Genomic DNA, 24,258 nt, shown 5'->3' on the forward strand with positions numbered 1-24,258 from the left:
TCTTTCACGGGATTTACAATAACTATGCCATTATGAGACATGCGAAGTTGAAGTTCAGAGGGGCTAGAACTGTCTATGCTCTACTCGCGAGGCCGTAAATTGTCAGTACTTAATTGCTGAACCCATTCAGCAAAGCCATGAACCCAAAGCGAGTCGTCGTTCACGCAAGGGGCAAGATAGAAGTTATGGCCACCGTGTTCTTCGAAGGTTTCTTTGACTCCGATAGCAAGTTCTTCCAGGGTTTCAATGCAATCTGTAACGAAAGCAGGGGAAATCATACCTAAATTTTTAATTCCCGATTCTGCTAATTTTTGAACTGTTTTATCTGTGTAGGGTTTAATCCACTCTGCTTTGCCAAGTCGACTTTGAAAAGTGACTGTATAGTTTGAATCAGAGAGTTTCATTTTTGCCGCAAGTTTTTTTGCAGTCGCAAAACATTGAGCCCTGTAGCATCGTCGAGTGCAAGAGCTTTGACGAGTGCAACAATCTAGGTTTAATGAACATGCTTTGTCTTTTTTAATTTGGCTTTCTGGAAGTCCATGGAACGAAAAGACCCAGTGATCTACGGCTGCGAAGTCTTTTGAGGCCTTTTCTAAGCTTTCGACAGCCAAGCGAGCCTGAGCATCGACAAAGAAGTCCGCATCGTAAAAATCAGGAGCAAACGAAATCTTTGTTTTGATCCCTAATTTTGCGACTGCTTTTTGTGTGTCTTCGATTGCAGAGCCGGTCGTGGCCTGGGCAAATTGTGGGTATAAAGGAATGACAATAATATGGTCGACGCCTCGGTTGTGCAGTTTTTGTAAGCCAGCTTCAATATTGGGATTAGAGTAACTCATTCCAAATTCGACTATAAATTGGGACCCCAATTTCTGTTGAAGTTTTTGTTGGAAGCGCTTTGTGTAAACCAACAAAGGAGAGCCCTCGGATGTCCAAACCTTTTTATAGTTTTCTGCTGAAAATGCGGCTCTTTTCGGAACGATGATCCCATGGACCAATAGCCAACGAATAAGATAGGGAATTGAAATGATGTTTTTGTCCATCAAAAAGGTCTTCAGGTATCTTCGCACATCCGAAACTTCATATGAGTCGGGAGTTCCGATATTTGTGACAAGTATTCCTGTAGTCATTTAGAAGCCCCATTAAAGCGTTTAATTAAATCCGTGGCAATTTCGTTAGAACGATCAATTATTTTACTTATCCCAATTCCACCTAAATAGTTACCATGAAGGTAAACTCCTTGAGGTATGACAAGGTTTTCAAGAATTTGTTCAAGTTCGATCGTATAATGAGGCAGGGCTTTCTTCCAATAAAATACCTTTGAGTAAATGGGTGCTTCCGAAGTGCCAAAAATCTTACTTCTCTCGGCCCTAGCAAGACTGTTTATTTCCCCTTCGTCAAGGTTGACCACTTTGCCTTCTGTAGCGCCCCCCATGATGTAGGTCTCGTTGTGGTATTTATCACGTCCTGGAAAAATGAAAGAGTTTAAAAGTACACCTAGGGTCGAAATTCCAAAGCCTCGGGGAATCAAGCACCCAAATCCTTGATATTCATGGCCTGGATGCTTAAAAAAATGGGTTGAGCTAACGATGCTATTCATCGGAATCGAGCTTAACTGCATTGCCAATTTGGGATGAGTTGTTTCTAAGACGGCGCCCGCTTCACTAGCTGATGTTGCAATGATAACTTGATTGGTCTGCAAATCCTTGAGAACCCCATCTGGGATTGTTTGATTAAAATGAAAATGCACATTGTGTTCAAGACAGGCTTTATAAATAGCTTCAATAATGTCCTGCATGCCATTGGGCCCCGAGACAATACCCAAGTATTTCTTTTTGTTCTTTTTAAAAACAGGGCCTAAAATTAACGATGCTGAAAGTTGATCGAGATCTCCGGCGTAGATTCCCTGCATAGCCGGCCCCAGGATATATGTAGTGGCTTTCTGTCCTAGGACCCGATTTCCCCAGGCTTGCAGGGTTTCTCGCGGTAAAGGCCGGAAAGCTTTTTTGCCGCCGCCCAAAACCCGTAAAAAAACTCTGATTGCAAAGGCCAGGCTTTCAATAAAATCAAGGGGCCAGCGGGTCGGAGTCTCGTTAAATAAGAAACGGCGACGCGCGAATTTTTGAGGATGCACCAACGGGCATTTGCAAGCATTTAGAAATTCGATAGTCGCTTGATTTACCAATATGGAATTCGCCGCACTTTCAGCGATTCCATATTCATTTTTATAAGTTGAAATAAAGCCGCCAGGCCGATTTGTCTTATCGTAAACATGCACAGCGAAATTATTTTCAGCAAGAATCTTTGCAACAGAGAGGCCGGAAATTCCGGCCCCTATCACATGTATAACAGGCTTCATATTGATTGAGAGAAAATCTTAGTTTGAGGTTGTTTGACCTTAAGTCTTTCATCAAAAAATACACAAGCATTTCTTAAAAAGGGCCGGCCCTGTTCGGTAAGAACTAAGCTTTGCTTCTCGATCCGTACTAATCCATCTTCGATCATAGGCTTTAAAAACTCTTGGGCCTGCAACTGTTGTGCTTCGGAGACAAAGTTAACAGTGTACTGGGTCATAAGCTGTAATATTTGATTTCGTCGAACTAAATCTTCATCATTATGAATGTGGCCTCTTAAAGTAGGAAGTTGTCCTTTTTCAAGTGCGGCTTCATAAAGAGGAAGTACTTTTTCATTTTGATGAAAGCTAAGTGGAGTCTCGGAAATAGAGCTCACACCAAGGCCCAACAGAATATCTGACTTTTGATCAGTATATCCCATGAAGTTGCGATGAAGTTGTTTCTTGTCCTGAGCTAAAGCCAAATTATCAGTTTTAAGTGCAAAGTGATCCATGCCGACTTCAACATACCCGGCATCGATTAGCATCTTGCGAGCCAACTCATACAGAGCGCGTTTTTCTTCAGCCTTCGGAAGATCTTCGTCTTTGAACAGTCTTTGAGCTGGTTTGATCCATGGGACCAAAGCGAAGCTATAGAGAGCAATACGATCCGGGCGAAGTTCAATCGTGCGTTCTGTCGTGTGTTTGAAGGTCTCTAAGGTTTGCTTTGCTAAGCCATAGATCAAATCAAAGTTAACAGACGTATATCCCATATCTCGGGCGTCTTTAGTTAGCTGTGCGGTGATTTCAAAGGGCTGAATTCTATTTACCAGACGTTGTACCTCGGGGTGAAAATCTTGGACTCCCATCGAGACACGGTTGAAACCTAATTTTCTAAGAGCTAAAAGTTGTTCTTTCGAGGTTCTACGAGGATCTACTTCGATAGAAGCCTCAAAATCGTCAACTTTAGAAATTGGATTTAGAATAGGCGATAGTAAATGAGTCAAACTTTCAGCCGATAGAAATGTTGGAGTACCACCACCAAGGTGGATGTGTTTCAAAGGCTTCGACATAAATTCGGGAACTAGAGTTCGATAAAGTTCCCATTCTTTCAAAAGACTGGTTACGTAAGGAACCTCTTTAGAGTGACTTTTGGTGATGATGTTGTTGCATCCACAAAAGGTGCAAAGCGACTCACAGAACGGAATATGTAAATAAAGAGACCACGAAGAATCAGACTTCGCTAAAGTCTCTTTAAGATGTTTAATCCAAAGTTCTTGGCTAGGAGTTTCGCTCCAATAAGGAACCGTTGGATATGAGGTGTAGCGGGGGGCTGGAACATCGTAGCGAGCCAGTAATTCCGTCATAGATTTCATTTAGAGAACTCCTTACGGATAGTTTCGATAAATAATTTGACGTTTCTTTCTGGTGTTTTTGGTAAAACACCGTGACCTAAGCCCGAAACCCAACCGGCTCGTTGTTCGATGCTCATGTCTTTAAATGTCAGCATGTACTGTTCAAGAGCCTTTTTGAAATCCTCGGTCTCCATGTGAAGTAGAGACTGGTCGAAGTTTCCTTGGACAAAGCCTGACTTCTTTAATTTAAAGCAATCCGCAAGATTCCAGCGATGATCAAAACCCATTCCCGCCCAAGGTAGTTCTAGGAATGCACTGTCGAAAAATGAAGCCTGAGTTCCTTTTGAGTAATATCCCAATTTTCCCGGATATAAATTTGATAAACGCGATAGAACTGGTTGTATGTATTGCTTAAATACAGCCGGAGACACTTCACCAGCAGCGGTGTCGAAGATCATGACAACTTCTGCTCCGCCTTCAAATTGAAGTTGGATGTTTTTAATTAGTAGAGCTTCCATCTTTTCTAAAAAATGTGCAAACATTGGAAGATGTTTCTTAGATTGAATCAAGGAACCGGCATGGCTTCCTTCTACTGCGTAGACAAATAGTGTCCAAGGTCCGCCAACAAAGCCGATTAAGGATTTATTTTTAGGAAGCTGTTCGCGGGTTGCGATGACAGCTTTCTTTTGGAATTGCATGAAATCCACAGCTTTTTCCACTGAGCCAAGTTTAGATAAAGTGTCTGGTGTCAGTTGAAAGCCCAACTTCGGACCATGATCTGTATATTCCAAACCCATTCCTAGTGCTTCTAGAGGATAAAGGATATCGCTAAATAAAATGGCCACATCAAAATCGAAATCCATGATCGGGCCCATGGCTACTTCCGCTGCTAACTCGGGCTGTTTGCACATTTGATCAAAACTGTATTTCGAGCGCAATCCTTGATAGTGGGAATGATAACGGCCCGCTTGGCGCATAAACCAGATGGGAGGTGTGTTTTGGGGAATTCGTTTGATCGCATTTTGAAAAAGTGAGTTCATAAAGTTCTTTCTATATCTGGTTTAAAAAATAAATTTAAATTGTACCGTCATCCTGACTCTGGGCCGTCGTGGACCACTGGTAGCCAACTCCGCGCACGGATCGAATGTATTTGTCTCCATCATCGCTGAGCATCTGTCTTAGGCGCACGATGATATTATCGATGGTGCGATGACTAGGCATTTTGTCGACGCCCCAAACTTCATTGATGATTTCATCTCGGCTAAGAGTGCGCGGCGCTTTGTCTATCAAAAGCTGCAGAATTTTCATGTCAGTTAACGGGGGGTATTCGATTTTTCCATTCTTCATTTTAACTGACATATCGCTAAAGTTCAGTGTGCACTCATCAAGAATCACTTCACGGTGGGGAACGTGAAGGTCTAGAACGTGCTTCACCCTAATTAGAAGTTCTTTTAAGTGAAATGGCTTAGGAATATATTCTTCAGCGCCGATTTCAAAACCTTGAAGGCGGCTTTCAGCATCAGCCTGAGCCGTTAGAAAAAGAAAAAGTATTGATGATTCGGCCTTCATTTTTTTAGCAAGATCAAATCCGTTTCCGTCAGGAAGGCCTACGTCTAGAATGGCTAGTTCGAGGTCTTTGTTCTTTAGGAAATAGCTCCAGGCCTCTTCAAAATTTCTTCCCCAAAATACGGTGTAGTCCTTCGAGAGGCGGTCTCGAAGTGTTTCCCCTAAACTAAGATCATCTTCAACTAAAAGAATTTTTCTCATAGGGTGTGACCTTTTAAATGAAGAGTCGTCTGAAAACCTGAGTGTGCTTCAGAGGCAAATTTAATTTTGCCGCCCATTTTATTTATTAATTGATAGCTCAGGGTTAATCCCAGGCCATTGCTGTGCTGGCTTTGCGAATTTAATATTTCTTTGCCAAGTTTTTGCGATTCACCCTTAAAGCCCAAGCCGTTATCGGCGATCTTAATTTCTAGTTCAGTTTGATTTAACCGGTTAGTGCTGATTGTGACCTTGTCTGCCTTTCCGTGCAGGATAGAGTTGTGCAGGATATTTCTAAGGACACTAGAGAACGCACGGCGGTCAACATCCAGCATAGCATCCGTCGAAAGCTCTAAATTTAAATCACTAAATTCGCTGCGTAGACTTTGAATGATCTGACTTAGTTTTACTTGTTCAATAAACAAGCGAGTATCTTCAACATTGGCCAGCAGTAACGAGTTCTCTAATTGCAGGTCCAGTCGAGAGATATCCTGTAAGAGTCTTTTTAAAACGGGATTCTTCGAGCTTTCAAATTCTTCTTCTAAGACTTCTGCTTGAAGTCGAAGACGTGTGATTGATGTTTTAATATCATGACTGAAGGTCGAGAAGAATAGCTTTAGTCTTTCGTGCCGACTGCGGTCTCTCCATGCGTAGATAACTAAATAAATACTGCCGATCAGGACAACTGTCAGCAAAATGGAACCTTCCCATGCAAACATGCGATGCTCTGGGTTTAAAGGCTTTGCCATTTTCAAAAACCAGATCCACCACCACGTGACCATCGAGGACGTAAAAAGCCCCCAGATCACTGCTAGCATTAACTGAATGTCCCACTTTCGTTTGTTAGCCACGAGCCGCCTCGATAATTTTTTGAGCGGCCTCTTCTAAAATGGCATCAGTATGGGCCATTGATACGAATCCTACTTCATAGGCATTCGGAGCCAAGTAAACCCCTTTATCTAAGGCCTTCAAGAAAAGACCTTTAAACTTAGTGCCTTGATCGGCAGGAATTTGCTCGATCGTTCGTATCGTGCCGTTAAGGTTGCCATGAATCCAAAACAGGGATGCGTATTGTTCTACTTTTAATGGAATATCGTATTTAGCGAAACCTTCGCGCAAAAGATTTACAAATCGAGCTGTTTTTTGCTCGAGTTTGTTCCAGCCATCTTCACGTTGCATTTTTTTAAGTGTCGTCAATCCTGCGACCATGCCGATGGGATTTCCACTTAAAGTTCCCGCCTGATAGACTGGCCCCAGAGGCGCGACCATATCCATCAAATCTTTACGTCCGCCATAGCAACCAACAGGGAAGCCGCCGCCCATAATTTTTCCATAAGTGACTAGGTCGGGCTTAATACCTGTCTTTTCAGCCATCCCGCCAAGACCTACTCGGAATCCCGAGATTACTTCGTCAAAGATCAATAGGGCTCCATGCTTTTTACAGATATCAGAAAGAAATTTTAGAAATTCAACTCTTTGAACTAACAAACCGTAGTTTGCCGGCAAGGGTTCGACGATAACAGCCGCAATCTCATGTCCTTCGCGTTCGAACACGGCTTGCACTAAAGATTCGTCATTCAAAGGCACCGTCAATGTATGAGATGCTGTCTCCGCAGGGACACCTGCGCTTGATGAAGCTGCTTCCCCAGCAAGACCAGAGCCCGCTTTAACAAGTAAAGAGTCCACGTGTCCGTGGTAACATCCTTCGAATTTTAAAATCTTTTTACGTCCTGTCGCGGCTCGTGCAACTCGCAAGGCGCTCATCACCGCTTCGGTGCCTGAAGAAACAAAACGAACTTTTTCTGCTGCAGGAATGTTTTGCGTAATCCATTCAGCAAGTTCTAAAGAGTAAACTTCTGCCGCACCAAATGTCCACGCAGTGTCGACCATTTTATGAACCTGCTCTTTGACCTCGGAATCTAAATGCCCCAGAATCAATGGTCCAAAGCTAAGGCAAAAGTCGATATATTTTTTACCTTCGACATCAGTCAGGTATGCACCTTGACCATGAGTAAAGAAGATGGGAGATCGATCCATGCCTTTAAAGGAACGAACCGGAGAATGAACGCCGCCAGGGGCTACTTTTTTTGCTCTTTCAAATAGGGCTTCAGAAGTTAGATTTGACATGAATTCCTCCAGCTTTCTTCATTTAAGAAGACTTGATGATGTTTTACAGAGTCAATACCTCGATTGGCCATAAATGCCTGAATAATCTTGGCGGTATTGCCCGGACCAGAAGCATGATGGGCTTTCAGGATTTCGGGGTGCTCTGTTACTGCAGCTAAAAATAGGCTTCCGCTGCTCCAGTAAAAAGATTTAATATTTTTAAAGTTAAAGGCCACAGAGTTGCGAATCAGACGATATGTCTTAACGATCTGGAAGTTGCTTTGATAGCCATCCAGGTGAGTTAGCTTGATCCACTCAAGTTTTTGATTTTTGGCTTTCGCTAAAATATCCATGTCGGCGTCTTCGGTTTCTCCGAGGCTTTCGGAAGATCCATGCACCCAGTAACCTTTTTGCGCAAGCTTTTCCCAGGTTTTCAATCCTGCGGTCCATAATAGAGTGTGTTTTGGCAGAGCCGAGGAAACGGCATCCGCTTTAGCGATAAAGAGAGCCTTATTTTCAGGAATGGTATAATCAATATTTTCGTGATCGAAGTAGCTATTGTGTTCGCGGTCTGACCACATCTCTTCAGGTTTAAAGCGTGGGGTTTCTTGATTGATTAAAGTATTTTCATCAAGAATCACGCCTTTGCTGGTGAGGCCTTTTAGAACTTTTATGATTCCGTAGTCTTTCTTTAAAAATGAAATACCAATTTTTTGATGGCAGCCTCCGCCATGAGCTGAAAGCTCATCGCGTTCTGCCTGAGCCATTTCAAAAGTAGCCGGGTCATGAATAAGCTTAAGTACTTCGGCAAGATCTTTTCGATCTTTGCGGATCTCAATAGCCAAGGCTCCTTGAGCGGCCGCATTTGGGTTTACTGATAGGGGTAGAACCATCCAGTCAAGGTCTTGAAGGTAAGTTTTGAGTGTTTGCTGTACGTCACTAAACTCGGATTGAGGCGCAGACAAAAGACGATCCAGTGCGGCCTTGGCTAAAATCAACGCCGATACCTCTTGATCCTCCAAAAGTTTGCGAATGCGTGTTGGAATATTTCCGCGCACAGACAGAAACTCAACATTTGAAAGTGCAAACGGCAGATGAGTTTTAAAAAAAGGAGTTAAGTTGTGCGAGCGTCGAGGAGAGGAGCTAAAGACCTTGATGCTTTTAGACGACTTAATTTTATCAAAATCTGATTTTTTAATAAGTAAAAGATCGCGTTGGTCAGCACGGGGGAGCGTTGCCGCAATAAATGTTTCGGCTTTTCCTTCCGTAGGAAGGTCTTTCCAAGAGTGCACTACCATATCGGTGTCACCATTTATCAGCTCGCCAAAAAAATCTTCTGTGAAGACACCTTTTTCGGGAATTTTCCACAAAGGATCATGAAGGTTGATGTCACCTAAAGACTCTTTAAATCGATATTCGACCTGAAGAGTTGGAATTTTTTTTTGAAGAGCTTCACCGACTGTGTAGGCTTGAAGTCGAGCTAAATCACTTTTTCTGGCGGATATTTTTAAGCGCATATATCGTCCCACCCGTGAGGGCGGAGCTCGATGCGATTAACAAAGGCCAATGAACGCTCACGAATGATTTCCTGTATTTCTTTTACTTTGTTTTCAAGTTCAAGTTTGTGATGTTCAAGGGTGCTGAAGAATTCTTTTAGGGGGATCACTTGAATTTGCGAGCCAACTTCTTTGGAAAGAAGCATTTCCAAATTATTCAGTTCTCCTCGAAGATCATAAACTGTTCTGACCTTGTGCTTCGAATTTAGTATTTTGGCAACTAGGAATTCATCACTGATCGGCGCAGCAATAATAATGGTCTCGTTAAGCTCTTGGTGGCACTTCAAAGAATGAACTTGCAAGTGGGGTATCTTTTCCTTCAAAGGCCACGCCTTTTCAGGTGAACGAGCAAAAACTGATAATTCTTTTTTGTGCGAAAGCCATGGGATAATTTCTGAAGCCAAATGACCAGATCCCAAAAGGCTGATACTGTCACTTTCTTTGGAAAACCGTCGTAAAAGACTTCCGTAGGAGTGTGAGCCAATCCCGACCAAGTGTTCAGTGCGGATTCTTTTTACCTCGGAGAATACAAACTGAAGCCATTTTTGGTTTTCGAAGAAACGAGTGTCGCCTGCGCTTTTTCGTGCTTCTACAAATAGACGAAATTGGCCTAGAACTTCAGTTTCTCCGATGATGGGCGACTGGAGTCCGCAAAGAACTTCAATCAGGAAGTGGTAGGCGTCTTCACCTTGTAAAACCAAATCGTTATCGAGCAATGCGTGCTCGCATAGTTCTTGCTCGTCGCAGATCAGAACTTGTCTTAAGCAAGTTTTCCAAACTGCGCCATGCTCGAACGCTTTATGATTTGATTTTCGGTTGACCAGAAGTATATCTTCCATGTGATCTTTTGTAGCGCAATTTACCAGTTGAATTGTCATTACATTGTCATCTTCAGACCAAAAGAGTTTACAAAATAAGAGAGTGGTAAAATGGATTTAATATATCGCCCCCGACGGAACAGAAAAACTCAATCAATTCGAGACCTTGTGGCGGAAACGCACCTGCGGTCTGAACAGATGATTTTGCCTCTTTTTTTGGCAGAGGGAAGCAATGTTCATCTTGAGATTAAGACAATGCCTGGCGTCTATCGGAACTCTTTAGAACATATGTTAAGTGAAATTGAAAAGGCTCTCGAATTAGGTGTTTCAAGTTTTGCACTTTTTCCAGCGATCAGCGACTCATTGAAGAACTCTACTGGTGATGAAGCTCTGAATAAGTTGGGATTGCTTCCGTTGGCAGTAAAAGAAATCAAAAAAAGATTTCCCGACACAACCGTGATCACCGACGTTGCCTTAGATCCGTACTCTTCAGATGGTCATGATGGAGTTGTGAGGGGCGGAAAGATTCTTAACGATGAAACGGTTCGCATTCTTGCCAAAATGGCTGTAGTTCAAGCAGAGGCTGGTGCGGATATGGTGGCTCCTTCAGATATGATGGACGGCCGAGTTGGTGCTCTTCGGTATGCATTAGATGAGGCTGGATTTACGGATACGGGAATTTTAGCGTATTCAGCGAAGTATGCTTCTAGTTTTTATGGTCCGTTCAGAGACGCTTTGGATTCAGCTCCAAAGTTTGGTGATAAGAAAACTTATCAAATGGATTTCAGAAATGTGAAGGAAGCTATTCGTGAAGTTCATTTGGATATCGACGAAGGCGCGGATATGGTTATGGTCAAGCCTGCCTTGTCTTATCTTGACGTCATAAAGACGGTGAAAGAAGTTTCGGATGTTCCTGTGGCTGCCTATAATGTCAGCGGAGAGTATGCGATGATTAAAGCAGCCGCGAAGGCAGGAATGATCGACGAAACCAAAGCCATGGTAGAGATGTTGTACTCGATCCGTCGTGCTGGAGCCGATGTGATTCTGACTTACTTTGCGACACAAATGGCAGAGTGGTTGCGCCAGAACTAGATTGTTATTTGGAAATTTCGCATCGAGTTCGGACAATAGTCCAGGTAAGGAACTGCGCAAGTATTTAGAATCCCGCAGTTGGTGGCTTATTTCGATGCTTATTTGATTCTTGGCCTTTTATTGAGCCCCTTCCTTTGCATATACTATAGAGCAGGGAAGGGAGTATCCCAATGCGTAAGCTATTTCTTGTTATTTCTCTGATTGCAGCAGCTGACTCCTCGGCACGAGGCATGGGTTCACGCTATGCCAACTTAGGAAAAGGTGGTGCCACTTCAAGCCAAGGATTTGGTGTTGTTGTGGATAAAAATTTAGATGGTTTGGATGCGGATCCTCAGCGGGCATCGTTGATGTTGTTTGCGAAGGAACTGCCGATGGCCCATGGCCGTGGCGAGGCTCTGAGTGGCTTAGCAAAAACCTGTGCGAAGGCTGAGTTCCGCGAGCTCTGTGAGAAAATTGATATCGAGCCAAATCCCAAGCGGACTGCTTCTGCTAAAAAGACAAAGCTTCACTTGGCTCTTAACGAGGCCAGCCTTCCCGAGTTGAATAAGCTGTCACTGCAAGAAGTCACCAGTGTTTTCGGTCGAGTCAAACCTGAAAAAGCGGTTCCTTTTGTCGAGGCTTTGGCGCAAAAGAAGGATTGTCAGTCGACGGCAGTTTATACGGCCGCGGGGGCGCACTTAGAAGATAAATTTCCAGATCCAAAGTATGTTGATTTGACATTTGCGATGTACGAAAAATCGATGAACTGTGGAAAAGATGAACCAGCAATCAGAGCGGCTTACCGTTTGGGTTTGTTACGAATCTGGAAGGGGCAGTGCTCAGAGGCCGTAAAGAGCCTTAAATCTGTAACTCCAGACAAGAGTTGGTCATCACTTCACTCGCGGGCCGAGTACTGGGCCTCTGTATGCAGTTCAAAAGATCGCTTACCTGCTGCTGTAGCCAAAGAGCAAGTGTATGAAAAATTCGCGCAGTATCCATTAAGTTTTCACTCGATTGTTTTTTCTATTCAGCAAGAAGATGAATTGTTTAAGGTTGTGAAAAGCAATTCTGACCCGAATATCATGTTCAGAAGCGCCAAGGATCAGGGAAATTTGAATCTTCGCATTGCGGCTGTCGAAGCCGCGCTTCGAGAGGGTAAATTTGAATATGCTAGATATTGGATGGAGTTCACTGATCCAGATAAAACTGCGGGACTAGAGTCAGAGTTCCGCCTGTACACAGGCTTGTTATATCATAAGACGTTGCTTTCTCTTCATAAGTTCAAAGTCTTTAGTCAGCTTTTTTCGGAGGATGTAAAGTACAAGTCCATCGCAACCCTGAAGGTCATGTATCCGCTTTGGAAATTCGATATCGTGGATAGTGCAACTAAGACGACGGATCCACTATTGGTGTTGTCATTGATTCGCCAAGAATCCGCATTTCAGGAAAATGCTCAAAGTCGAGTGGGGGCCCGCGGCTTGATGCAGATCATGCCAAAGACAGCGAAGGCGTTGCACGGGAAAAAATTGAAGCCAAATGAACTGTATGATCCCGAATTGAACGTTCGTTTGGGAACCAAATATGTAGATAAACTTTTGCAAAAGTATGATGGTAACGTTTACAAAGTTTTAGCTGCCTACAATGCTGGGGGGCTAAGAGTCGATGAGTGGGCAAAGCGCTACCCAACAAACAACGACATTCTTTTTATGGATATGATTCCCTATAAAGAGACTCGAGAATACGTGGCCTCGATTTTAAGAAATTATTATTGGTATTCACGGTTGTATCCAGATCTTTCTAAAAAACAAGTGGTCTTCTGGAACCAACCTTCGGTCTTGCCGAATTAAGAACATCAATTTGCAAATCAAATAAAAAAGGCTCTATTTCAGAGCCTTTTTCCATTCGTCTTCTTTAAAGCCAACAAGGGCGATCGATTTGTTTTTCAATTTGCCAATAGCAAAGGGTCGTTTTATCAGCTTCCCGTTCTGGGCCAGCAGCTTAAGCGCCTCTGCTTGGCTCAAATCAGGAAGCTTTTCGGATAGCTTCATTTCTTTGTAAATAAGCCCCGACGTATTAAACATATTCTTGATGCTTCCCCCGCGTTCTTCGAGGGCTGCCAGCATCTCTTTAAGTTCTGCCATCGTTGGAGGTTCATCGACTATGGGAAGGGCGTTAAAGGCCACCTCTTGACTGTTTAAAAACTTCAAAGCCTTTACGCAAGTGCTGCATTTTGAATACTCGTACACCTTTAACATTGAAAGCTCCGATTAAGCGTTGGTTTTAGCTAGCCATCCACAAAGTTTATAAAGAACACGGGCACCTACGTTGCCATCCCACTCGGCTTCTTCTTCTGAAAGTCCACCAGTGGATACCTCGTTAAGGTCAAAAGCCACGATTTGTCTGCCAGACTTGTGTATTTCATTAAATAGGTAGAAAACCTGATCGACGCTGAGTCCGCCCGGTACAGGAGTTCCCGTGTGAGGGCAGAAGGCCGGGTCCAAGCCGTCGATATCAAACGAGATATAAACTTTTTGTGGAAGCTCTTTAAGAATATCTTCAGTGACCTGTGCCCAGGATTCACCACCAAGTAGACGCCGTTTAAGTTCGATATCAAAGAAGGTCTTGATATCTCCATGGTTTTTACTGAACTCGTACTCTTCTTCGCAGAAATCACGAATGCCGATTTGGACCAACTTCATTGGTTTTTTGGAGTCGGTCATAACGTTATACATGATAGAGGCATGGGATTGTTTGAAGCCTTGGTAGGCCTTGCGAAGATCGGCATGGGCGTCGATATGAAGGACGCCGACTTCTCCGTTATGGGCCTCGCTAACGGCACGGATGGCGCCCAATGGTGTCGAGTGGTCGCCACCGACGAGCCCTAATAGTTTTCCCTTTTTTAGAACTTCCTTACATTGGTTATAAACCCAATCCGTCATCTCGTCGCAGGCTTTATTAACTTCGGAGGCAATGTGATTCATGCGAGCTTCGTCCTCACTGAGATTTGTTCGCATTTCGATAAGCTCTTGGGCCATTTCTTTAAACTTGTCGTTTTTTGCTTGAAGCTCTTTATTGATGGGGTGCATAAAAACCCCATCTTCATAAAACTTACCAGTTTCGAAATCAAAAAGGTCAATCTGTTCGCTAGCTTGGCGAATGATTGCGGGGCCGTGAGAAGCTCCCATTCCGTATGATGTTGTGACTTCCCAAGGGACCGGGACCAGGACAATGCGAGACTCTTCCTCGGTCATGGGAATGCCAAAAATTCCGAATTCAGATGAAATGGTAGTGGTTGGATCGAACTTGCTCACGGGGTTCTCCTTGGTAAGGTTCTATGTATAGAGATTTGATATAAAAAGGACAAAAACATCTTGTCAAATTAAACGCCGCATCAATGGATGTATCGCTTGATTATTTTCTGCGCTTAGCTAATTTCGGGTCTGCTTTTGGGGTAGAAGCTCTACCCCAACATTTTACTTTGGAGGAAATGGTTTCATGAAAACAATCAAACAACTTATCGTTGTTGCGTTGTCATCGGCTTTAGTGGTTCCAGCATTGGCTGCTAAACCCAACGAGAACGCTCCCAAAGGCGGCAACTTCGTCATTAACTTAGGTGGCGAGCCTCCGACAATTCACCCGATCACTGCGACTGATACTTATGCGTCTGCGGTGCAGTCTTATGTTTGCGAAGGCTTATTGACTCGCGATCCAGAGACGTACGAATTCAAGCCACGTTTGGCTGAAAAGTGGGAGATCTCAAAGGACAACAAAACTTTCACATTTACATTGCGTAAAGATGCCGTTTTCCATGACGGTACTCCTGTAACTGCGGAAGACGTTAAGTTTTCATTTGATGCTATTTTCATCGATGCCTACGAAGCAGCTCACATGCGTCCTTACTACGAAGGATTGGCTAAAGTTGAAATCGTAAACCCAACAACTGTTAAGTTCACGGCAAAAGATTCTTACTTTAAGAACTTTGATTCAGCGGCTGGCTTGACTGTTATTCCAAAGCACATCTACAGCGATCTTGCGAAGTCTAAAAAGATGAACCGCGAGCTAGTATGTTCTGGTCCTTACAAAGTGACTAAGTTTGAACGCGCTCAGATGATTCAACTTAAAAAATTCGATAAGTGGTGGGGAAACACTGCACCTGAATATAAAGGCGCATATAACTTCGACACTATCACTATGCGTTTCTTCAAAGAAGAAAACGTAACTCTTGAAAGAGCAAAAAAAGGTGAGCTTGATTTCATTGATCTTCGTATCGAAGCTTTCATGAAAAAGACCAACGAAGCTCCTTGGGGTAAGTCTATCTTCAAGCACAAAGTTGAAAACAGTGCGCCGAAGTCATATGGCTTTGTAGGCTGGAACTTCAACAACCCTATGTTCCAAGATAAGAATGTTCGTATTGCGTTGGCTCACTTGATGAACCGCGAAGAGATGAACAAAAAGTTCCGTTATGGAATGTCGGATCTTGCAAACGGTGCGATCTACATCAAGTCTGAGTATGCGCCGGCTGTGAAGCCATTTAAATTTGATCCTAAAGCAGCTGGGACTTTGTTGACGAAGTCTGGTTGGACGGATTCAGACAAAGATGGTTTGTTGGATAAAGTTATCGGCGGCAAGAAGACGCCTTTCAAATTCACTTTGATCCACGCCAACAAAGATAACGAAAAATACTGGACTATGTACAAAGAAGATTTGCGCAAGGCTGGTATCGACATGGAAATCAAATTCCTTGAATGGAACTCGTTCTTGAAGCTTCTTGATGAAGGCAAGTTTGATGCTGTGAACTTAGGATGGGGCGGCGGCTCTGTTGATCCAGATCCTAAGCAAATCTGGCACTCGTCAAGTGCAGTGGCTGGTGGTTCAAACTTTATTTCTTACAAAAACCCAGAAGTTGATAAATTGATCGATCAAGCTCGTCTAGAGCCAAATCGTGCTAAGCGTGTTCAATTGTTGAAGAACGTTTATCAAAAAATCGCTGAAGATGCTCCGTATGCTTTCATGTTCAATGATAAGTATACGTTCTACGCAACTTCTGCAAAAGTTGGAATGCCTGCTGAAACTTTCAAGTTTGATGTAGGTTCTGATTTCTGGTGGTTGAAACCTTAATTGTTTCTAAAAGAAGCGGAGTACTGACGTGTTAGTTTACCTGATTCGCCGCATTTTACTGATGATCCCGACTTTTTTCGGGATCACTTTAATGACATTTGTATTAATCAACTTAGCTCCTGGATCTCCTGTTGAACAGAAGATCCAGGCAATTCGCTTTGGGTCGCAAATGGGAGGCGGCAGCAGTGGATCTTCTGGAGTGAACTCTCGAGGGGATTCTGGTGTAAACGAAGAGGTCATTGAGGCCTTGAAGCGTCAGTACGGCTTCGATAAGCCACTTCATGAACGTTATCTAATCTGGTTGAAAAATCTTTCTAGATTGGATTTTGGTGAGAGCTTCACCTATGAAGAGCCGGTTATCGATGTCATCAAATCGAAAATGCCAGTGTCTATGACATTTGGATTTACTTCGATTATTTTGGTCTATCTTGTATGTATTCCGTTGGGGATTCGCAAGGCAATCGGTGCTGGGGGAAGCTTTGACCGAATTTCAGGTCTGATTTTGAATTTCACCTATGCAATTCCGCCCTTGGTTCTGGGTATTTTCCTGATCGTGGTCTTCGCTGGAAAGCTAGATATGTTCCCCATCGGGGGTTTTCAGTCTGACGACTATGATTCTTTAACTACGATGGGTAAGTTTTGGGATCGCGTGCATCACATGATTTTACCGATGGTTTGTTACATGATCGGAAGTTTCACGTCGCTAACAATATTGATGAGAAATTCTTTACTAGATGTAGTTAAGTCTGATTATGTACGAACGGCTCGAGCAAAAGGTTTAGCTGAAAAAATTGTCATCTACAAACATGCTTTAAGAAATGCCCTTATCCCGATCGCAACAGGTTTGGGTGGTTTTTTTGGTGCTTTCTTGGCGGGATCTCTGATCATCGAAACAATGTTTAACTTAGATGGTATTGGTTTGCTTGGATACCAGGCGGTTATGGCTCGTGATTACAACGTAATTATGGGATTAACCTTTATCTCTTCTTTAGTTTTGATGTTTGGACGCATGTTCAGCGACATTATCTATGTTCTTATTGACCCAAGGATTGATTTCAAATGATCGATATTTTTGAAAAATACTTTATTACGAATGAACTTACGCTTAAACGTTATCGTCGTTTCAAGCGCGACAAAACGGCCGTTTTGTCGGCTTGGGGTCTGGCATTGTTGTTCGTTCTTAGCTTTACGGCTGAATTCTGGGCAAACAGCAAGCCTCACTTGATGTACTACGGCGGGAAGCTTTATGCCCCGTTGTTTATTGATTACCATCCGTCAGAGTTCGGTCGCGAAGATATTTTTGTGATGGACTATCGCGCTTTAGAACTTAAAGAGGGCGATTGGGAAATGTGGCCGATGGTTCAGTGGGACCCTTACGAGTCTAATAAATATGTGGATACTTATCCATCGCCTCCAACGAAGGTAAATATTTTTGGAACTGATGATCGTGGACGGGATGTGTTTGCGCGTCTGTTGTACGGACTACGCTATACTCTTTTATTTTCGGTCGGCGCTTGGTTGTTAACCTATATGATCGGTGTCGTGGTTGGTTCATTGATGGGTTACCTTGGTGGATGGACGGACTTGGTTGGTCAGCGTGTGGTTGAAATCATCGAGAGCACTCCGGTGACGTTCGTATTGATCACTGTTTTGGCGATCTTTACACCTAGCTTGCCTTTATTGATCTGTTTCTTTGCGTTGTTTGGTTGGATGGGGATCTCGGGCTATATGCGTGCTCAGTTCTTCAGTTTAAGAAAGCGTGAGTTCGTTGAGGCTGCAAAAGCCGTAGGTGCTTCTCACGGAAGAATTATTTTTAAACATATTCTGCCAAACGGTATTACTCCGATCATCACGTTCTCTCCGTTCGAGATCGCAGGCGGTATTTATACATTGTCGATGTTGGATTACCTAGGTCTTGGATTGCGTCCACCGACTCCGTCTTGGGGTGAATTATTAGCTCAAGCTCAGAAGTGGTTTACTATTGCTGAGTGGTTGGTGTGGGCGCCAGGGTTGGCCCTGGTGATCACTCTGACGATCTTGATTAATATCGGTATCGCAGTTCGTGATGCCTTCGATGCAAAAGCTTAATTGAATAAAAAAAAGCACTCTGAAAAGAGTGCTTTTTTGTTTGTCAGCCTTACTTTTGCCAATATACAGATAGCAAGATTGTCATAAGCAAGTGCTTGATTGTGACCTTCAGCCTGCTAGGATTTTCCTATCTTATTTGAAGGAGACTCTATGCAGGCTAAAGCTTACGCCAGTCATGGCCCCAAAGATCAATTAATTCCATTTACATTTGAAAGACGTGCATTGCGCGATAATGACGTCGCCATCGATATCGATTACTGCGGAGTTTGCCATTCGGATATTCATACCGTTCGCGGCGATTGGGGGCCAGCTTTGTGGCCCGTCGTTCCCGGGCACGAAATCGTAGGTCGAGTCACGGCGGTTGGAAAAGCCGTAACAAAGTTCAAGCCCGGTCAAGTTGTGGGGGTCGGCTGCATGGTGGACGCGTGCCTGACTTGTCCTAGTTGTCATCAAGGATTCGAGCAATATTGTGAGTCCGGCTTTGTTGGCACTTACAACTCGGAAGGTTCTGACGGAGCCGTTACACAAGGAGGCTACTCGAATCATATCGTCGTGCGGGAAGAGTTTGTATTGAGGGTATCAGAGAATCTGGATCTTAAAGCTGTGGCTCCGCTTTTGTGCGCAGGGATTACGACGTACTCTCCGTTACGTCATTGGAATGTTGGACCCGGTAAAAAAGTAGGTGTCGTAGGCTTAGGTGGTCTTGGGCACATGGCTGTGAAATTAGCTCGAGCCTTCGGAGCCGAAGTCACTGTCTTCACAACATCTGACAGTAAAAAACAAGATGCTCTTCGTTTGGGGGCTCATCATGTCGTGGTTTCTAAAGATGCTGCGCAAATGAAGTCTCAGGTCGGGAAGTTGGACTTCATTTTGGATACCGTTTTCGCAACTCATGACGTGAATGCTTACTTGCAATGCCTTCGCCTCAATGGAGCTATGGTGTTAGTCGGAGTTCCAGAGACGCCGCACCAAGTGCATGCCTTTTCGTTGATTCCAAATCGTAGAACACTGGCGGGATCATTGATCGGTGGGATTAAAGAAACCCAAGAGATGTTGGATTTCTGTGCGAAACACAATATCACTTCCGATATCGAATTGATTCCAATTCAAAAAATCAACGAAGCCTATGAACGAGTTCTTAAGGCCGATGTTAAGTATCGATTTGTTATAGATATGAAGTCTTTAGGGTAAATTTTGCTGTTCAACAAAAATGAACCCTGCGTCTTAACAATTTCATAACAACACTTTTTTTAAAAATTGAATATACCTGACTCTGTCAAAGGAGTCGGTATGTTCAAAAAAATTTACCTTGCTGCTTTAGTTGTTTTTTCAATAGCGCTGTTGCCGGCTTGCTCTAGTAAAAAAGCTCCTTTAGGGAGTTTGAAAAATCCTGTTAAAATCTTCTTTGTTCCCTCTGTAGATGCCAAAATGTTGGCAGACACTTCACGATTGCTTAAAAAATATTTAGAAGAGAACACGCCTTACCGTTATCAAATTTCAGTACCTCAATCATTTATTGCGGTCGTAGAGGCTTTTGGGACTCGTCGTGCTGATATCGCAGCGATCAATACTTACGGTTATGTTTTGGCTCATAACAAATACCAAGCAGAGGCTCGGCTGACGGTGATTCGTCATGGAAGTAGTACGTATCGGTCTCAGTTTGTTGTTAGAAGTGATAGTGATATTAAGTCGATATCGGACCTAAAGAATCGAAAAATTGCTTTTGTGGACCCGGCATCGATGAGTGGCTATTTGCTTCCTTTAAGTTTATTGAAGGAAAAAGATATTAAATTCAAGGACAGTGTCTTTGCGATGAAGCACGATAATGCAGTTGCCATGGTTTATAACAAACAAGTGGATGCCGCCGCTGGATTTTATTCTCCTCCCAGCGATCTGGGGGACGGTAAAAAACAAATCGAAGACGCCCGCCGTCTGGTATTAACTCAGTATCCAGATGTCGTAGAAAAGGTAAAGATATTAGATCTTACCGGCGAAATTCCCAATGATCCCATCATCTTCCGCAAGGATATTCCCCCTGAAATGAAAGCGACAATCGAAGCAGCGCTTTTAAAATTTATAGCAACATCCGAGGGGAAAGAAGCCTTTTCAAAAATGTACGGGGCGACAGGCTTGGTCCCTTCAACTGATGCAGACTATTTAAAAGTGCGAAACATGCTAGTGGAACTTGGTATCGACGTTCAAAAAATATTAAGGAAATAGTTATGCGCACTCAAATTGAAGTTAAACCGCTGCTTTCGGTGCGGGATCTGGTCAAAACCTATCCCAACGGCACGAAGGCCTTAAAGGGTATTAACTTAGATGTTTATCCTGGAGAGTTTTTAGTTATCATTGGTCTTTCTGGTTCTGGAAAGTCGACTTTACTTCGATGTATTAACAGATTGCACGATCCGACCTCGGGGCAGATTTATTTCAAGGGTGAAGAGATTGGTCACGTTAAAGATCAGGAAGTTCGCAAGATTCGTTCTAAGATAGGAATGATTTTTCAGCACTTCAATCTAATTCCTCGTCATTCTGTTTTAGAAAATGTACTGATGGGGACTTTAGGTAGAATGTCGACCTTCAAGTCTATCTTCAAAATGTTCAGTAAAGAAGATATAAGCCGTGCCGAGAAGGCCTTGGAGTTGGTCGGTATCGGTGCCAAAGCGCATATGCGAGCTGATAATTTGTCAGGTGGGCAGCAGCAAAGGGTTGCGATTGCTCGCACATTGATGCAATCCCCAGAGTTATTGTTAGCTGATGAGCCCGTCGCTTCATTGGACCCTGCGACCTGCCATGTTGTTATGGATCACTTAAAAAAGATCAATCAGGAACTTGGAATCACCGTTATTGCGAACCTGCACTTCCTTTCATTGGTTCGTCAGTATGCGACTCGAGTCATCGCCTTAAAAGGCGGAGAGATTGTTTATCAAGGGAGCCCAGAGGCGATCGATGATAAATGGTTCGAGAAGATATATGGCGAAGGTGCCAAAGAAGTTCACATTAACTGAGGTTTTAATTATGAATTCAAATATTATACGTCGAAGTGTTTTTGATGGCTTCGGATTTGCTTTTTTAGCGCTAGTTGTATTGGCTGTGGTGTTTTCCCCGGATGAAGAGCAGCTATTGAATCTGAAAATGAATTTTCAGATTTTTCTGGCTAGCTTTGGAGTTGGAGCCATTTTCAGCTATGTTTTAAACCACTTTGGAATCCGCACATTAGGGGAACTGCTTTTTGAAGCTCCTGATAAGAAAATTCATCAGCTGGCTAGCCCTTGGTATGCTAAATTTTGGTGTTGGCAGTTGATGGTTCTTTTTGCGGTGACTTTTTTGGTGGCTCTGGAAAAGACGCAATTTTCATTTGTGGATCTTTTTGATGAGTACGGCTTTCAAGGTGCAGTCCGATTGTTTCAAGGAGTCTTCCAACCTAATTGGGAAATATTGCCTGAAGCCGTATTAAACATCATTGAAACCATCTTTATGGCTTTTCTCGCTACGGTCTTGGCGATTCCTTTTGCGTTTATTCTAAGTTTTTTAGCCGCGAAGAATATTATGACGGGCAGGGTAGGCTTTGGCATTTATGTGGGTCTTCGCACATTGCTGAACGTGACTCGATCGGTAGAGGCTCTTATCTGGGCAATCATTTTTTCTGTTTGGGTGGGCATTGGTCCCTTTGCAGGGATGTTGGCTTTGATGATTCATTCGATTGCTTCATTGACGAAGCAGTATTCTGAAATGGTTGAATCTGTTCAAGAGGGACCGATCGAAGGCATTATGTCCACAGGAGCTAATCGGCTGCAGACAATCTGGTTTGCTGTCGTGCCTCAGGTAATATTGCCGTATATCTCTTTCACCGTTTATCGATGGGACATTAACGTCCGCATGGCCACAATCATTGGATTGGTTGGTGGTGGCGGCATTGGAACGATGCTGATTCAATATCAGGGACAGGCGATGTGGCCAGAGGTCGGTTGTATAATCTTTGTTATTGCGGTGGTTGTTTGGTTATTAGATGCGGCTTCCGCCTATATCCGTGAAGCGTTGAAATAAAAAAAGGATCGGGGGACCGATCCTTTTTTATTTATCTAATTAGTCTAATGCCTCTTCAAGGTAAGTGTAACCTGAAAGACCTTCTTCGTAGTGACGAACCAAAAGTCGAGCTTCTTGTTTGGTGATAGTTCCTTTTTGGATGCTCTCTTCAGTTGCTTGGCGAACATTGTCCACCATGGCAGCTCGGTCGTACTGAACATAAGAAAGAACTTCGGTCACTGTGTCGCCTGGAACATAGTGATCAATCGTGTAGCCGGCATCATTCAATGATACGTGAACCGCATCGGTATCGCCGAACAAGTTGTGAAGGTCGCCCAGGATTTCTTGATAAGCTCCGGTCATGAAGACACCGATATAGTACTGCTCACCTTCATTGAACTGGTGAATGGCAATTGTCTTTTTAGGCATGCCAGTTTCTGTATCGATGAATTTTTCAATTTTACCGTCAGAGTCACAAGTTAAGTCAGCCAAGGTTGCAGAGCGAGTTGGCTGCTCGGCAAGACGATGAATCGGCATCACCGGGAACAATTGGCCAACGGCCCAAGAATCTGGAAGCGACTGGAACAACGAGAAATTGCAATAGTAAGTATCGCAAAGATCTTGTTTGAGGGCTGCTGCGATGTCTTCGTAGTCGGTATTGGCTTCAGCAAATTTAACCATCTTAGTGGCAATTGCGAAGTACATAGCTTCACACCAAGCGCGTTGCTCTAAAGTCAAAACACCGTATGTGAATAGGTTCAGAGTCTCTTGCTTGGCCTGATTTAAATCGTTGAAAGACTCATTGATGTTTTCTGCATTCATCTTTTCATAGATGTATTGCATCTCTTGCATGATCGAGTGATCTTCTTTTCCAACAGGGCGAGGTGGCTCTGAACGGTGCAGATCATTTACACCCATGACGTTGAAGATCAAAACAGAGTGGTGCGCTACTAAAGAGCGTCCCGACTCGGTTACGATATTTGGATGAGGGATGTTGTTTTCATCACAAAGTGTTTGCAAGACTGAAACGATATCGTTGGCATATTCTTGCTCGGAGTAGTTAATAGAGCTATCTGAAGAACCTGAGCCGTCGTAATCAACGCCAAGGCCACCACCGACGTCGATGTATTTTAAGCCTGCACCCATTTTATGTAATTCAACGTAAAAGCGAGCAGCTTCTTTTAGTGATGATTTGATCGAGTTGATAGATGGTACTTGAGAGCCGATATGGTAGTGAAGAAGCTCTAGGCAGTCGAGCATGCCCTCTTTGCGAAGGAGATCGACCCCTTCCACAATTTCCATAGAGGTAAGACCAAATTTAGAGCGTGCCCCGGAAGAGTCGACCCATTTGCCTCCGCCCTGATTGTTCAGTTTTGCGCGGAACCCAATTTTAGGCCGAGTGCCAAATTTCTTTGCGCAATTGATGATCATTGGAAGTTCGTCTTTACGATCAACAACAATAATCGTCTGGCGGCCTAATTTTTGAGATAACAGGGCAGTCTCAATGTATTCTTGGTCTTTGAAGCCGTTACAGATAATCAAAGCATTTTCATTTTTTGCTAAAGCTAGAACAACCAAAAGTTCTGGCTTCGATCCACATTCTAGCCCAAGGCGTAGATCTTTGCCGTAGCGAACTAATTCTTCTACTAGATGACGTTGTTGGTTTACTTTGATTGGGTAAACGCCCGAATAGTGGCCTTTGTAGTTGTGATCCTGACATGCTTTTTGAAAGCAGTTTGCCAAAAGTTCTACGCGAGATTTAATGATTTCTGGAAAGCGGATCATGATTGGGATGCGAATACCTCGGTCTAATAGATCCTGAGTAAGCTCATACAAATCGACAGCAGGTCCGTTGGCTCCCATGGGAGTGACCGAAATGTTTCCATTTTGGTTAACGCGGTAATAGCCATTACCCCAGTTGTTAATGCCGTAACCTTCTGCGCTCTGTTCAGGAGTCCATGCGGACAACTTCGTCGACATCTCCGTTTTTTCCTTTATGAACCTTGGGATATTTATCGCCAAGGACA

The 24,258-nt window shown here is 43.5% G+C and carries 21 protein-coding genes; 9 read left to right on the forward strand and 12 right to left on the reverse strand.

Annotated features, from left to right (window positions below):
• Positions 1-80: 80 nt before the first annotated feature.
• Genes hemH through AC04MN_RS07175 form a run of 9 tightly spaced genes read right to left on the reverse strand, consistent with a single transcriptional unit; the run spans position 81 to position 9,988 of the window.
• The gene (gene hemH, locus AC04MN_RS07135) at positions 81-1,127 is read right to left on the reverse strand and encodes a ferrochelatase (protein ID WP_475382494.1); all 1,047 of its coding nucleotides are present in this window, start codon (positions 1,125-1,127) and stop codon (positions 81-83) included.
• Positions 1,124-2,356, reverse strand: coding sequence for a protoporphyrinogen/coproporphyrinogen oxidase (locus tag AC04MN_RS07140; protein ID WP_475382495.1), 1,233 nt, complete (start codon positions 2,354-2,356; stop codon positions 1,124-1,126). Before AC04MN_RS07140 ends, hemH begins: the two co-directional genes overlap by 4 nt.
• Positions 2,353-3,705 carry an oxygen-independent coproporphyrinogen III oxidase gene (hemN, locus tag AC04MN_RS07145; RefSeq protein WP_475382496.1) on the reverse strand — a complete coding sequence of 451 codons (1,353 nt, stop codon included), beginning with the start codon at positions 3,703-3,705 and terminating at the stop codon, positions 2,353-2,355. Before hemN ends, AC04MN_RS07140 begins: the two co-directional genes overlap by 4 nt.
• The gene (locus tag AC04MN_RS07150) at positions 3,702-4,724 is read right to left on the reverse strand and encodes a uroporphyrinogen decarboxylase family protein (RefSeq protein ID WP_475382497.1); all 1,023 of its coding nucleotides are present in this window, start codon (positions 4,722-4,724) and stop codon (positions 3,702-3,704) included. Before AC04MN_RS07150 ends, hemN begins: the two co-directional genes overlap by 4 nt.
• A gap of 34 nt (positions 4,725-4,758) precedes the next feature.
• A complete protein-coding gene (locus AC04MN_RS07155) occupies positions 4,759-5,451 on the reverse strand; it encodes a response regulator transcription factor (RefSeq protein WP_475382498.1) in 693 nt (230 codons plus the stop codon).
• The gene (locus AC04MN_RS07160) at positions 5,448-6,299 is read right to left on the reverse strand and encodes a sensor histidine kinase (protein ID WP_475382499.1); all 852 of its coding nucleotides are present in this window, start codon (positions 6,297-6,299) and stop codon (positions 5,448-5,450) included. The genes AC04MN_RS07155 and AC04MN_RS07160 overlap by 4 nt, the downstream gene beginning before the upstream one ends.
• Entirely contained in the window at positions 6,292-7,575 is a 1,284-nt protein-coding gene (gene hemL / locus AC04MN_RS07165; RefSeq protein WP_475382500.1) for a glutamate-1-semialdehyde 2,1-aminomutase, read from the reverse strand. The genes AC04MN_RS07160 and hemL overlap by 8 nt, the downstream gene beginning before the upstream one ends.
• On the reverse strand, positions 7,563-9,071 hold the full coding sequence (gene hemC, locus AC04MN_RS07170; RefSeq protein ID WP_475382501.1) for a hydroxymethylbilane synthase: 1,509 nt from the start codon (positions 9,069-9,071) through the stop codon (positions 7,563-7,565). The genes hemL and hemC overlap by 13 nt, the downstream gene beginning before the upstream one ends.
• Positions 9,062-9,988, reverse strand: a complete 927-nt coding sequence (locus tag AC04MN_RS07175) for a Rossmann-fold NAD(P)-binding domain-containing protein (protein WP_475382502.1) — start codon at positions 9,986-9,988, stop codon at positions 9,062-9,064. The genes hemC and AC04MN_RS07175 overlap by 10 nt, the downstream gene beginning before the upstream one ends.
• A 51-nt stretch (positions 9,989-10,039) precedes the next feature.
• On the opposite strand from AC04MN_RS07175, the gene hemB reads away from it, so the two are divergent.
• A complete protein-coding gene (gene hemB, locus AC04MN_RS07180) occupies positions 10,040-11,020 on the forward strand; it encodes a porphobilinogen synthase (protein WP_475382503.1) in 981 nt (326 codons plus the stop codon).
• Positions 11,021-11,190: 170 nt separating this feature from the next.
• Positions 11,191-12,846 (forward strand): lytic transglycosylase domain-containing protein, encoded by a 1,656-nt coding sequence (locus AC04MN_RS07185; RefSeq protein WP_475382504.1) that lies wholly within the window; start codon positions 11,191-11,193, stop codon positions 12,844-12,846.
• Between the two features lie 33 nt (positions 12,847-12,879).
• Here AC04MN_RS07185 and AC04MN_RS07190 read toward each other — a convergent pair whose 3' ends face one another.
• Both AC04MN_RS07190 and AC04MN_RS07195 read right to left on the reverse strand, forming a co-directional pair.
• The gene (locus AC04MN_RS07190) at positions 12,880-13,254 is read right to left on the reverse strand and encodes a Spx/MgsR family RNA polymerase-binding regulatory protein (protein WP_475382505.1); all 375 of its coding nucleotides are present in this window, start codon (positions 13,252-13,254) and stop codon (positions 12,880-12,882) included.
• 12 nt (positions 13,255-13,266) lie between these two features.
• On the reverse strand, positions 13,267-14,310 hold the full coding sequence (locus tag AC04MN_RS07195; protein ID WP_475382506.1) for an agmatinase family protein: 1,044 nt from the start codon (positions 14,308-14,310) through the stop codon (positions 13,267-13,269).
• A gap of 184 nt (positions 14,311-14,494) precedes the next feature.
• On the opposite strand from AC04MN_RS07195, the gene AC04MN_RS07200 reads away from it, so the two are divergent.
• The 7 genes from AC04MN_RS07200 (at position 14,495) to phnE (ending at position 22,252) form a co-directional block, all read left to right on the forward strand.
• On the forward strand, positions 14,495-16,117 hold the full coding sequence (locus AC04MN_RS07200) for a peptide-binding protein (protein ID WP_475382507.1): 1,623 nt from the start codon (positions 14,495-14,497) through the stop codon (positions 16,115-16,117).
• Between the two features lie 91 nt (positions 16,118-16,208).
• Complete coding sequence (locus AC04MN_RS07205) at positions 16,209-17,180, forward strand: ABC transporter permease subunit (protein ID WP_475382508.1); 972 nt, start codon at positions 16,209-16,211, stop codon at positions 17,178-17,180.
• Positions 17,177-18,205 carry an ABC transporter permease subunit gene (locus tag AC04MN_RS07210; RefSeq protein WP_475382509.1) on the forward strand — a complete coding sequence of 343 codons (1,029 nt, stop codon included), beginning with the start codon at positions 17,177-17,179 and terminating at the stop codon, positions 18,203-18,205. The genes AC04MN_RS07205 and AC04MN_RS07210 overlap by 4 nt, the downstream gene beginning before the upstream one ends.
• A 150-nt stretch (positions 18,206-18,355) precedes the next feature.
• Entirely contained in the window at positions 18,356-19,396 is a 1,041-nt protein-coding gene (locus tag AC04MN_RS07215) for an NAD(P)-dependent alcohol dehydrogenase (protein ID WP_475382510.1), read from the forward strand.
• Between the two features lie 99 nt (positions 19,397-19,495).
• Positions 19,496-20,425 carry a phosphate/phosphite/phosphonate ABC transporter substrate-binding protein gene (locus AC04MN_RS07220; protein ID WP_475382511.1) on the forward strand — a complete coding sequence of 310 codons (930 nt, stop codon included), beginning with the start codon at positions 19,496-19,498 and terminating at the stop codon, positions 20,423-20,425.
• 2 nt (positions 20,426-20,427) lie between these two features.
• The gene (gene phnC / locus AC04MN_RS07225; RefSeq protein WP_475382512.1) at positions 20,428-21,213 is read left to right on the forward strand and encodes a phosphonate ABC transporter ATP-binding protein; all 786 of its coding nucleotides are present in this window, start codon (positions 20,428-20,430) and stop codon (positions 21,211-21,213) included.
• Between the two features lie 10 nt (positions 21,214-21,223).
• Complete coding sequence (phnE, locus tag AC04MN_RS07230; RefSeq protein WP_475382513.1) at positions 21,224-22,252, forward strand: phosphonate ABC transporter, permease protein PhnE; 1,029 nt, start codon at positions 21,224-21,226, stop codon at positions 22,250-22,252.
• A 39-nt stretch (positions 22,253-22,291) separates the two neighbouring features.
• Here phnE and speA read toward each other — a convergent pair whose 3' ends face one another.
• A complete protein-coding gene (speA, locus tag AC04MN_RS07235) occupies positions 22,292-24,211 on the reverse strand; it encodes a biosynthetic arginine decarboxylase (protein WP_475382514.1) in 1,920 nt (639 codons plus the stop codon).
• Positions 24,212-24,258: the final 47 nt, after the last annotated feature.

This window comes from Bdellovibrio sp. ZFWA1 (assembly GCF_056175665.1).